The organism is Piscinibacter sp. (genome assembly GCF_050175855.1).
Taxonomy (GTDB): domain Bacteria; phylum Pseudomonadota; class Gammaproteobacteria; order Burkholderiales; family Burkholderiaceae_C; genus Piscinibacter.
This window is the reverse complement of record NZ_JBFXIO010000154.1, coordinates 1-10,853: the sequence shown is the minus strand read 5'-3', so window position 1 is coordinate 10,853 and position 10,853 is coordinate 1. Positions and strand designations below refer to the sequence as shown.

General features: G+C 69.7%; 10 protein-coding genes. 5 read left to right on the top strand and 5 right to left on the bottom strand.

All coding sequences use genetic code 11. From position 1 onward, the window contains the following. From AB7U92_RS13210 to AB7U92_RS13195, 4 genes are all read right to left on the bottom strand, one after another. A partial coding sequence (locus AB7U92_RS13210) for a tandem-95 repeat protein (RefSeq protein WP_428577408.1) occupies nt 1-1,667 on the bottom strand: 1,667 nt, incomplete at its 3' end. Between the two features lie 242 nt (nt 1,668-1,909). Beyond that, complete coding sequence (locus AB7U92_RS13205; RefSeq protein WP_428577406.1) at nt 1,910-3,289, bottom strand: HlyD family type I secretion periplasmic adaptor subunit; 1,380 nt, start codon at nt 3,287-3,289, stop codon at nt 1,910-1,912. Next, nucleotides 3,286-5,499, bottom strand: coding sequence for a type I secretion system permease/ATPase (locus AB7U92_RS13200; RefSeq protein ID WP_428577403.1), 2,214 nt, complete (start codon nt 5,497-5,499; stop codon nt 3,286-3,288). The genes AB7U92_RS13205 and AB7U92_RS13200 overlap by 4 nt, the downstream gene beginning before the upstream one ends. 20 nt (nt 5,500-5,519) lie before the next feature. Then, nucleotides 5,520-6,065 (bottom strand): NUDIX hydrolase, encoded by a 546-nt coding sequence (locus tag AB7U92_RS13195; RefSeq protein WP_428577400.1) that lies wholly within the window; start codon nt 6,063-6,065, stop codon nt 5,520-5,522. A gap of 101 nt (nt 6,066-6,166) precedes the next feature. Between AB7U92_RS13195 and AB7U92_RS13190 the strand changes: the two genes are divergently transcribed. The 3 genes from AB7U92_RS13190 to pgeF are packed head-to-tail and all read left to right on the top strand — an operon-like array spanning nt 6,167 to nt 8,305. Then, nucleotides 6,167-6,874, top strand: coding sequence for a fumarylacetoacetate hydrolase family protein (locus tag AB7U92_RS13190; RefSeq protein ID WP_428577397.1), 708 nt, complete (start codon nt 6,167-6,169; stop codon nt 6,872-6,874). A gap of 25 nt (nt 6,875-6,899) precedes the next feature. After that, the gene (maiA, locus tag AB7U92_RS13185; RefSeq protein ID WP_428577411.1) at nt 6,900-7,538 is read left to right on the top strand and encodes a maleylacetoacetate isomerase; all 639 of its coding nucleotides are present in this window, start codon (nt 6,900-6,902) and stop codon (nt 7,536-7,538) included. After that, nucleotides 7,538-8,305, top strand: coding sequence for a peptidoglycan editing factor PgeF (gene pgeF / locus AB7U92_RS13180; protein ID WP_428577394.1), 768 nt, complete (start codon nt 7,538-7,540; stop codon nt 8,303-8,305). Before maiA ends, pgeF begins: the two co-directional genes overlap by 1 nt. On the opposite strand, the gene AB7U92_RS13175 is transcribed toward pgeF, so the two are convergent. Further along, nucleotides 8,228-8,509, bottom strand: coding sequence for a hypothetical protein (locus AB7U92_RS13175; protein WP_428577391.1), 282 nt, complete (start codon nt 8,507-8,509; stop codon nt 8,228-8,230). The two genes, pgeF and AB7U92_RS13175, sit on opposite strands and share 78 nt — an antisense overlap. A gap of 109 nt (nt 8,510-8,618) precedes the next feature. Here AB7U92_RS13175 and phaC point away from each other — a divergent pair, with 109 nt between their 5' ends. Then, on the top strand, nt 8,619-10,331 hold the full coding sequence (gene phaC / locus AB7U92_RS13170; protein ID WP_428577388.1) for a class I poly(R)-hydroxyalkanoic acid synthase: 1,713 nt from the start codon (nt 8,619-8,621) through the stop codon (nt 10,329-10,331). Nucleotides 10,332-10,432: 101 nt separating this feature from the next. Beyond that, the coding region (locus tag AB7U92_RS13165; RefSeq protein ID WP_428577385.1) for a beta-ketoacyl synthase N-terminal-like domain-containing protein at nt 10,433-10,853 on the top strand (421 nt) is incomplete at its 3' end.

Sequence of the window (10,853 nt, the reverse complement as noted above, 5' to 3'; positions counted from 1 at the left end):
TCACCGGCCGCATCGACGATCGTGTAGCTCACCGTCACCGGCCCGGTCACGCCGGGCGCCGCGGCGAAGTTGAGGCTGCCGTCCGGATTGACGAGCACCGCGCCCAGCGCCGGGTCGACCGTCGCGGAAGCCACGCTCAGCGCATCACCGTCGGGGTCGCTGTCGTTGGCCAGCACGTCGATGCGGACGGGAGCCGTGCCTACCGCTCGTGCACTGTCGTCCGCGGCCACCGGCGCGTCGTTGACGGGTGCGACCGTGATCTGGGCGTTCCCTGGCTGGGACGTACCGCCCTCGTCGTCGGTGACGGTGAAGGCGATGCTGGTCGCGCCGTTGTAGTTCGGCGCCGGCACGAACACCAGCCCGGCGGCCTGGCCCGGCGTCAGCGGCGTGCCGGCCACCACAGGCGTCACGCCATCGGCAAGGTACAGCGTGCCATTGACCGGCAGGATCGTGACCGTGACGGCCGTGACCGTGCCGTCGACGTCCGTGCCGCTGAGGTTGACGGCAATCGGCGAATCCTCGTTACCGCTGCCGCCCGAGGCCGGCGAGGCCTGAGGCAGGTCGTTCACCGCCAGCACGGTCAGGGCGATCGCCGCCGGGGCAGAGGTCGCCCCGCCGTTGTCGGTCACCGTGAAGAGGATGGTCTGGTCGCCGTTGAAGTCGGCGCCCGGACGGTAGATCAGGTTCGCGGCATCGGTGGGCGTGAGCACTTGGCCCGCGGCCACCGGCGTGATGCCGTTGGCGAGCCAGAGCGTGCCACCCGCCGGCAGGGCGGTGACCGTCACGCCGACGATGCGGCCATCGACGTCGGTGCCGCCGAGGCTGACCGGCAGGCCAGCATCCTCGTCGCCGCGGCCGGCACCCGGCGTGGCCACCGGCGCGTCGTTCACCGGGCTGAGCGTGATCACCGTGGCGCCGGTGCTGCTGCGGCCGTCGTCGGTGGTCAGCGTGTAGGTGAAGCTGCCCGCCGGCACGGTGCCGTCGTAGTCGGCCGGCGGCACGTAGCTCAGCCCGGGAAGATCGGCCGGGGTCAGCACGGTGCCGGCCGTCACCAGGGTGCCATCGGCCTTGCGGATCTCGCCCACGGCCGGCACCTGGTCGACGCGGATCGTGCCGCCCGCGGCGGCACCGGTCGGTACGGGCAGGCCCAGGTTGGCCGGCGCGCCCTCTTCGGCGCTGGAGATGGCGCTGGAGGGCACGTCCAGCGGCGGCAGGCTGCTGCCGGTCTGGTTCCTGGCAGCCTCTGACGAGGTGCCCGTGTCGTTGGTGAAGGCGCGCAGCTCGGCATCGCCCGTGCTGCGCGGAACCTCGCCTCCGCCCACGCCCTCGGCGATGCGGTCGACGCGCAGGCCTTCCTGCATCGAACCGTCGCCGCCGCCGCCGGCCAGGCCGGCCGCCGGCGCGGCATCGCGGTCGCCGCGGTTCAAGGCGCTGATGGCCTGCTCGACGTCGTCGGCCGCAGCCGGCGCCTTGCCGTCGGCGGCGCGCACCGGTGCCTCGCCGTTGTCGATCTGCACGATGCCGTCCTGCGTGGTCAGGATCTGGTCGCCCTTGCGGACGATGTCGCCGACCTTCAGCAGCCGAAGCTTTCCGTCCGCGCCGCGGATCAGGGCAGTGCCCCAAAGGGAAACGACTTTGCCTTCGGGGGAGCGGGCAATCACGGGCATGACGGGGCCTTGTTTCATATGCTGCACTGCAATGGCAACGGAGGGTAACCGAGGCGCTTGCACTAAATGCGTTTCATGATGTCTGCGGTGTGACGGACGTCACCGGATTGCCGGGCAAGCGCGTCCGTAAGGCGCGGCGGCGCGACGGCCCGGGGCGACGTCAGACATCACCGGGTGATCGTTTCTCGACCCGATCCGACAGAACTTGAGGGGGAAATGACGCGGCCGTCGGCCGCGGTGTGTCAGCGTTCGCGAAGTGCGTAGGCCTTGGCCTTGAGCACCGGCTTGAGCAGATAGGCCAGCACCGACTTGTTGCCGGTGAGGATGTCGACCTCGGCGGTCATGCCGGGGATGATGGGCAGCTGGTCGTTGAAGCGGGCCGACTTGGTGCGCACCCGCACCAGGTAGAAGGCGTTGCCGCGCTCGTCAACCACGGTGTCGGGGCTGATGTTCTCCACCTCGGCGTCCATGCCGCCATAGATGGAGAAATCGTAGGCGCTGAACTTCACCGTGGCCGCCTGGCCGGGGGCGATGAAGGCGATGTCCTTGGGCTGGATGCGCGCCTCGAGCACCAGGGCGTCGTCGAGCGGCACGATCTCCACGATGTCCTTGCCCGGCTGCACCACGCCGCCCACCGTGTTGGCCAGCAGCCGCTGCACCCGGCCGCGCACCGGGCTCTTGATCTGCGACTTGTCGACCTTGTCGGCCAGCGCCACCGCGCCTTCGTTCAGCGCGTTCAGGCGGCCCACCACCTCGGCCATCTCCTTGCGCGCCTCGTTGCGGAAGGTCAGCTCGGTCTCCTGGATCTTGCGCTGCGCCTCGCCGATGGCGGCCTGCACGCGGGCGATCTGCGCCGAGGCCTGCTCGGCGTCGCCGCGGGCGCGCGAGACCTCGCGCTCCAGGCGCAGGATGTCCACCTCCGACACCGCGCCGCTGGCCAGCAGCGGCCGCGTCTTGTTCAGCTCCTGCTGGCTCAGCTCGAGGCTGCGCTCGGCCGCGGCGCGGCGGGCACGCATCTCCGAGAGCTCCTGCTCGCGCTGCTGCAGTTGCTGGCGGTTGATGGCCAGCAGGGTGCCCAGCTCCGACTGGCGGTTCTCGTACAGGCGCCGCTCGTCGTCGACGATGCGGCGCTCTTCCCCGTCGGCCGCAGCCGGCGGCTGAAAGGCCACCCCTTCGGCCAGCGCGCGCAGCCGCGCCTGGCGGGCACGCAGCGCGAAGCCCTGGGCCGCACTCTCGCGCATGCCGGAGGTGGCGCGGGTTTCGTCGATCTTCAGCAGCAGCTGGTCGCGCTCGACCACCTGGCCCTCCTGCACGAGGATCTCGGAGACGATGCCGCCGTCGAGCGACTGCACCAGCTGCAGCTGGCGCGACGGGATCACCCGCGCCTCGCCGCGCGTCACCTCGTCGACGTGGGCCAGCGCCGCCCACACGATCAACAGCAGCACCACCACCACGGCAGTGCGCACGATGGTCTGCGCACGGTGAGTGCGCTGGCGCGACATCACCGCTTCGGCCTCGGCCTCGAAGCTGCGCAGGCCAGGGGCGGCCTCGCTGGCGGTCGGCCCGAACAGGCGGCGCGAAACGGCGGCCGTCCAGGCGTTCATGCGGTCGACGATCTTCATGCCGCCTTCGCCACGCGGCCGCTGGTCAGCGCTTCCATGATGCGGTCACGCGGGCCATCGGCCACCACCTTGCCGCCGTCGATCACGATGACCCGCGTGACCATCGACAGCAGCGAGGTGCGGTGAGTCACCAGCACCACCGTCTTGTCCTGTGCGAAGCCGCTCAGCCGCTGGGTGATCTGCGCCTCGGAGGTGAAGTCCATCGCGCTGGTCGGCTCGTCCAGCAGCAGGATCGGCGCGTTGTGCAGCAGCGCACGCGCCAGGCCCACGGCCTGGCGCTGGCCGCCGGAGAGGAACTCGCCGCGCTCGCCCACCGGCATGTCGAAGCCGCGCGGGTGACGGTTGACGAACTCGGCCAGGCCGGCCGTCTCGGCCGCGGCGAGCACCGTGGAGTCGTCGGCGTAGGGCAGGCCCAGGGTGATGTTCTCGCGCAGCGAGCCGTAGAACAGCATCACGTCCTGCGACACGCAGCCGAGGTTGCGGCGCACGTCGGCCGGGTCGAGCTGGCGCAGGTCGATGCCGTCGAGCAGCACGGCGCCCTGGCTGGGCTGGTACAGGCCCATGATCAGCCGCTGGATGGTCGACTTGCCCGAGCCCACGCGGCCGATCAGCGCCACCCGCTCGCCGGGGGCGATCTTGAAGCTGATGCCGTCCAGCGCGGAGTCCTGGCGGTTCGGGTAGGCGAAGTGGACGTTGCGGAACTCGATCTCGCCGCGCAGCTGCGGGCGATGGATGAAGGTGTCGCCGGCCGGGCGCTCGACCGGCTTGGCCATGATCTGGTCGAGGCTGTTCATCGCCGTGCGCGCGCCCTGGTACTGCATCAGCAGCCCGACGATCTGGCCGGCCGGAGCCAGCGCCCGGCCGGACAGCATCGACACGGCGATCAGCGCGCCCATGGTCAGCAGCCGCTCGCTGATCAGGTAGACGCCGACGATCACGATCGCCACCGTGGTTGCCTGAGTCAGGAAGCCGGTGACGTACATCGCGGTGGACGAGACGCCGCGCATCTTCACGCCCGTGGACGCGAGGAAGGCGTTGGCGCGCTCCCAGCGCGCCTGGATCACGCCCTCGGCGCCCTGCGCCTTGATCGTCTCGATGCCGGTCAGGCTCTCCACCAGCGTGGCGTTGCGCTGCGCGCCGGCGCGCCAGGTGGTCTCCGAGAGCTCGTGCAGGCGGTGCTGCAGCACCCAGCCCATCACCAGGATGAGCAGTGCCGAGACGATCACCGGCAGTGCCAGCCAGGGCGAGATCCACGCTATCACGAAAACGAACAGCAGCGCGAAGGGCAGGTCGATCAGCGCGGTGACGGTGCCCGAGGCGATGAAGTCGCGCACCTGTTCGAACCCGCGCAGATTGGCGGCGAACGAGCCCACCGACTCCGGTCGCTGCTCCAGCCGCATGCCGAGCACGCGCTCCATCAGCGTGGCGGAGATTCGCACGTCGATGCGCGCGCTGGCCTCGTCGACGAAGCGGCTGCGCAGCAGGCGCATGAAGAGGTCGGCGCCGAGCACCAGCACCACGCCGATGGCCAGCGCCCACAGCGTCTCCACCGCGTTGTTCGGCACCACGCGGTCGTAGACGTTCATCGAGAACATCGGGAAGGCCAGCGCGAACAAGTTCACGAGCAGGGCGGCCCAGAGCACGTCGCGGTAGACGAAGCGCTGCTCGAGGAAGGCGCCCCAGAACCAGTGGGCCGAAGGCAGGGCTTTCGGCTTGTCTTCGGCACGCTCGGTGCGGGCGTCGAAGCGGAAGTGCGGGCGGGCGAACAGCACCACGCCGGCATAGCGGCCGGCGAGGTCGTCGTGCGTCAGGTTCACCGAGCCCTGGCCGGTCTCGGGCAGCAGCACACGCGCCTGCTTCGCGCCGGATTCGTCGGCCTGCCAGCCCAGCAGCACGCAGGCCTTGTTGTCCTTGAGCACCACGATCGCCGGCAGTGCGGCGGCGTCGATCGCGTCCAGCGCCAGCCGCTGCAGCCTGGTCGACATGCCGGCACGCGCGGCGGCGCGTTCGGTCAGCTCGATGGTGAGGCGGCCGTCGCGCAGCGGCAGCGCGGCCGACAGCGAGGCGCGGGTGGCGGCCTGGCCATGCAGCCGGCACAGCTCGACCAGGCAGTCGAGCAGCGGATCCGGGTGGATCAGGTCCTCGCGCAGGCGCACGGTGGCGCCGCGGGCGGCGGCCGGGGCGGTGTCCTGCGGCGTGGGCGTGGTCATGGGCGGCGTGGGCGCGGAGATCAGCCGATATCGGCGCAGTGGATGCCGAATTGACCCTTGCGACGGTCGTCGAACCAGCGGTGCAGCGTTTCCTTCACGGTTCGGAAGGCAATCTCCTCCCAGGGCACCTCGTGCTCGCGGAACAGCCGCGCCTCGATGGTCTCGGGGCCGGGGTCGAAGGCGGTGTCGAGCAGCCGCGCACGGTAGAAGAAGTGCACCTGGCCGACGCGCGCCACGTTCAGCACGGTGAACAGCGCCTGCATCTCCACCTTGGCGCCGGCCTCCTCGACGGTCTCTCGCAGCGCGCCTTCGGCGGTGGTCTCGCCGAGTTCCATGAAGCCGGCCGGCAGCGTCCAGAAGCCGTAGCGCGGCTCGATGTTGCGGCGGCACAGCAGCACCTGATCGTCCCAGGCCGGCACCGTGCCGACCACGTTCAGCGGGTTCTCGTAGTGAATGGTGCAGCACACCGTGCAGGTGGCACGCTCGCGGTTGTCGTCGGCCGGCACGGTGTACTGCGCCGGCGCTCCGCAGGCACGGCAGTGCTTGATGCTGCGCGGGTTGAACATGGCGGCGGCAGTGTATCGCGCAGGGCTTCGCCGACCGTGGCGTGGCATCATCGTCCGCGTTGCATCCGACCGCCTTGGTCACAGTTTCCGGAGCCCCGCGCATGTCCTTCGTCATCACCCCGCCCGCCACGCCCACCGTGCCCGTTGCCGGCGCGGCGGCCGGCGCTCAGTTCCCGGTGCACCGCATCTACTGCGTGGGCCGCAACTACGTGGAGCACGCCAAGGAGATGGGCTTCACCGGCCGCGAGCCGCCGTTCTTCTTCCTCAAGCCGGCGGATGCGGTGCTGCCGGTGGCCGAAGGGCAGACCGGGCGCATGCACTACCCCACGCTGACCAAGGACCTGCATCACGAGGTCGAGCTGGTGGTGGCCATCGGCGCCGGCGGGCGCAACATCGCCGCGGCCGACGCGATGAAGCACGTGTGGGGCTATGCGGTCGGCCTGGACATGACGCGCCGCGACCTGCAGGGCGAAGCCAAGAAGCAAGGCCGGCCCTGGTGCATCGGCAAGGGCTTCGAGGAGTCGGCGCCGATCGGGCCCATTCGCCCGGCGGCTCAATGCGCCATCGGCCCGGACACTGCGATCGTGCTCGACGTCAATGGCGCGACGCGCCAGAAGAGCAGCATCGGCAAGCTCATCTGGAACATTCCCGAGATCATCGAGCACCTGTCGGCAGCCTGGACGCTTGCGCCCGGCGACTTGATCTTCACCGGCACGCCGGAAGGCGTGGCGGCGGTCGTGGCGGGCGACACACTTTCCGCACGCATCGACGGCGTCGGCTCGCTGCAGGTGCAGGTGGTCGCGGGCTGAACGTTTCGAGGCGACCGCCATGGCCATGCAGCTCTACAACTACTTCCGCTCCTCGGCCTCCTATCGCGTGCGCATCGCGCTGGCGCTGAAGGGCCTGGACTACGACTACATCGCGGTGCACCTGCAGCGCAACGAGCAGTTCGCCGAGTCGTATGCGGCGATGTCGCCGGCGAGGCTGGTGCCGCTGCTCAAGGACGACGACAAGCTTGTCACGCAGTCGCTGGCCATCATCGAATACCTCGACGAGACGCACCCGAACCCGCCGCTGCTGCCCGGCGATGCACAGGCGCGCGCCCGCATCCGCGCGCTGGCCCTGGACATCGCCTGCGAGATCCACCCGCTGAACAACCTGCGCGTGCTGCGCTACCTCGTCAAGGACCTGAAGGTCAGCGAGGACGACAAGAACCGCTGGTACCGGCATTGGGTCGAGACCGGCCTCGAGGTGGTGGAGCAGCGCCTGGCCGGCAGCGCCGCGACGGGACGCTTCTGCCACGGTGACGCGCCGACGCTGGCCGACGTCGTGCTGGTGCCGCAGATCCACAATGCCCGGCGCTTCGACTGCCGGCTCGACCATGTGCCCACGGTGATGCGCATCTTCGAGGCCTGCATGGCGCTGGACGCGTTCGCGAAGACCCAGCCCTCGGCCTGCCCGGACGCGGCCTGATGGCTTCCGGCGGCCACCCCGACTGGCTGCGCCCCGACTGGGACGCCCCCGGCGTGGGCGGACTGATGACCACCCGCGCCGGCGGCGTCAGCACCGGCCCGTTCGAGAGCATGAACGTGCGTGGCGGGCTGGGCGACGATCCCGTCGCGGTGTTGCAGAACCAGGCGATCTTCGCGGCCGCCATCGGCGCGAGGCCGGTCTGGCTGAACCAGGTTCACGGCGCGACGGTGGTGCGCCTGACGAGTGACGCGCTCGGCACGGTGCCGACGGCCGACGCCAGCGTTTGTGCCGAGCCCGGCATCGCCTGCACGGTGCAGGTGGCCGATTGCCTGCCGGTGCTGTTCGCGGCGCCGCGAGCGCGTGCGGTGGGCGGCGCTCATGCCGGCTGGCGCGGGCTGGCCGGCGGCGTGCTGGAAGCGACGCTGGCCGAGCTCTGCGCCGTGGCCGGCTGCGAGCCGGCCGAGGTGCAGGCCTGGCTGGGCCCGTGCATCGGGCCGCGACAGTTCGAGGTGGGTGCCGACGTGCTGCGGGCCTTCGGCGTCGATCCCCAGCAGGGCGATCAGCCGTTCTTCGCCGCCCACACGGCCGGCAAGTGGATGGCCGACCTGGCCGGGCTGGCACGCGAGCGACTGCGGCGCGCCGGCGTCAGCCGACTCAGCGGCGGCACCTGGTGCACCGTCGAGGAGGCATCACGGTTCTTTTCGTTCCGCCGCGACCGCAGCACCGGCCGCATGGTGGCCGCCATCTGGCTGGATCGCCGCGGCTGACGCGGACGCCTCACGCGCCTCGGCCTCGCGCAACGCGCGCTTGCGATGCGGCGTGTTCATCAGGTAGAGGACGATGGATAGCGGCAGCACGCCGTACAGCAGCACCGTGAAGACCGCGCCGAGCACGGTTCCATTCGTGCTGGTCGCTTCCGCGACCGCCATCATCAGCACCACGTAGCCCCAGGCGATCGCGACAAGGTACATCTTGCTTACCGAATTATGAAATTAGCCGTCATGATGTGGTAAGCTTCGCCGGTAAGACTGCACATACAAGAACAGCTTCACCGGCCGAAGCATCCGCGAGGAGACTTACATGAAAGCGACATCCCGTTCGTCGACCCGGACATCCGCTGCCACACCGCTGGACAGCGCGGAGGCGGCCAAGGCCTTCGGCAACAGCTTCGGCGAGATCCTCAAGGCGATGCAGGGCCTGAACCTGCCGCTGCCGGCGATGACCAGCCTGCAGGCCGACTACCTCAAGCAGGCCACCGAGCTGTGGAACCAGACGCTGCAGAAGGACGACGCCAAGCCCGCTGCGACGTCGGATCGCCGCTTCGCCGCGCAGGACTGGGCGAGCAACCCGGCGAGCGCCTTCACCGCGCAGATGTACCTGCTCAACGCGCGCACGCTGATGCAGATGGCCGAGGCTGTCGAGGGCGATGCGAAGACCAGGCAGCGCATCCGCTTCGCCGTGCAGCAGTGGGTGGATGCCGCTGCGCCGAGCAACTACCTCGCGCTCAACCCCGAGGCGCAGCGCAAGGCGCTCGAAACCAAGGGCCAGAGCATCAGCCAGGGCCTGCGCCACCTGTGGAACGACATCCAGCAGGGCCACCTCTCGCAGACCGACATGAGCGTGTTCGAGGTCGGCCGCAACGTGGCCACCACCGAGGGCGCGGTGGTGTTCGAGAACGAGCTGTTCCAGCTGCTCGAGTACAAGCCGCTGACGGCCAAGGTGCATGAGCGCCCGATGCTGTTCGTGCCGCCGTGCATCAACAAGTACTACATCCTCGATCTGCAGCCGGACAACTCGCTGATCCGCTACACCGTCGAGCAGGGCCACCGCCTGTTCGTGGTGAGCTGGCGCAACGCCGACGAATCGATCGCCAAGTTCACCTGGGACCAGTACATCGAGGATGCGGCGATCCGCGCCATCCGCGAGGTACAGGACATCAGCGGCAGCGAGCAGATCGACACGCTGGGCTTCTGCGTCGGCGGCACCATCCTCGCCACCGCGCTGGCCGTGCTGGCGGCGCGCGGCGAGCAGCCGGCAGCCAGCGTCACCCTGCTGACCACGCTGCTGGACTTCTCGTACACCGGCATCCTCGACATCTTCATCGACGAGGCGATGGTGCAGATGCGCGAGATGACGCTCGGGCCGGCCAGCCCTGGCGGCGGCAGCCTGCTCAAGGGCCAGGAACTCGCCTCGACCTTCAGCTTCCTGCGCCCGAACGACCTGGTATGGAACTACGTCGTCGGCAACTACCTCAAGGGTGAGACGCCGCCGCCGTTCGACCTGCTGTACTGGAACAGCGACAGCACCAACCTGCCCGGGCCGATGTACTGCTGGTACCTGCGCAACATGTACCTCGAGAACAACCTCGTGGTGCCGGGCAAGCTCACGGTCTGCGGCGAGAAGGTCGACCTCGGCAAGATCAAGGCGCCGGTCTATGTGTACGCCTCGCGCGAGGACCACATCGTGCCGTGGGATGCCGCCTACAAGAACACCCAGGTCCTCAAGGGCAAGGTGCGCTTCGTGATGGGGGCCTCGGGCCACATCGCCGGCGTGATCAACCCGCCGGCCAAGGGCAAGCGCAGCCACTGGATCGGCACCGGCAGCACGCTGCCGGCCGCGGCGCAGGACTGGTTCGACAAGGCCAAGGAGTACCCGGGCAGCTGGTGGACCGACTGGGCCAGCTGGCTCAAGCCGCATGCCGGCAAGCTGATCGCGGCGCCCAAGGGCTACGGCAACCGCACCCACAAGGCGATCGAGCCGGCGCCCGGCCGCTACGTGAAGCAGAAAGCCTGACCTCGGGTTTCCCGGGGGCTTGATGGGCTCCCGGCGAAGCGCGACAGTCATATCCGACCGACCCTCGTTTTCGATCCGTTCACCGCAGGAGACCTGATTCCATGAGCACCGACATCGTCATCGTCGCCGCCGCCCGCACCGCGGTCGGCAAGTTCGGCGGCACGCTCGCGTCCACGCCCGCGCCCGAGCTCGGCGCTGCGGTGATCAACGAACTGCTCAAGCGCGCCAGGCTCGAAGGCGGCCAGATCGGCGAGGTCATCCTCGGGCAGGTGCTGCAGGCTGGTGCCGGCCAGAACCCGGCGCGCCAGTCGGTCATCAAGGCCGGCATGCCCAACCACGTGCCCGCGATGACCATCAACAAGGTCTGCGGCTCGGGCCTGAAGGCGGTGATGCTGGCCGCGCAGGCCATCCGCGACGGCGACAGCGAGATCGTCATCGCCGGTGGCCAGGAGAACATGAGCCTGGCGCCCCACGTGCTGCCCAACTCGCGCAACGGCGCGCGCATGGGCGACTGGAAGCTGG

Bases quoted from the DNA above. Each gene is read 5' to 3' on its own strand.
- AB7U92_RS13205 (WP_428577406.1), bottom strand. From the start codon at position 3,289: ATGAAGATCGTCGACCGCATGAACGCCTGGACGGCCGCCGTTTCGCGC.
- AB7U92_RS13200 (WP_428577403.1), bottom strand. From the start codon at position 5,499: ATGACCACGCCCACGCCGCAGGACACCGCCCCGGCCGCCGCCCGCGGC.
- AB7U92_RS13195 (WP_428577400.1), bottom strand. From the start codon at position 6,065: ATGTTCAACCCGCGCAGCATCAAGCACTGCCGTGCCTGCGGAGCGCCG.
- AB7U92_RS13190 (WP_428577397.1), top strand. From the start codon at position 6,167: ATGTCCTTCGTCATCACCCCGCCCGCCACGCCCACCGTGCCCGTTGCC.
- maiA (WP_428577411.1), top strand. From the start codon at position 6,900: ATGCAGCTCTACAACTACTTCCGCTCCTCGGCCTCCTATCGCGTGCGC.
- pgeF (WP_428577394.1), top strand. From the start codon at position 7,538: ATGGCTTCCGGCGGCCACCCCGACTGGCTGCGCCCCGACTGGGACGCC.
- AB7U92_RS13175 (WP_428577391.1), bottom strand. From the start codon at position 8,509: ATGTACCTTGTCGCGATCGCCTGGGGCTACGTGGTGCTGATGATGGCG.
- phaC (WP_428577388.1), top strand. From the start codon at position 8,619: ATGAAAGCGACATCCCGTTCGTCGACCCGGACATCCGCTGCCACACCG.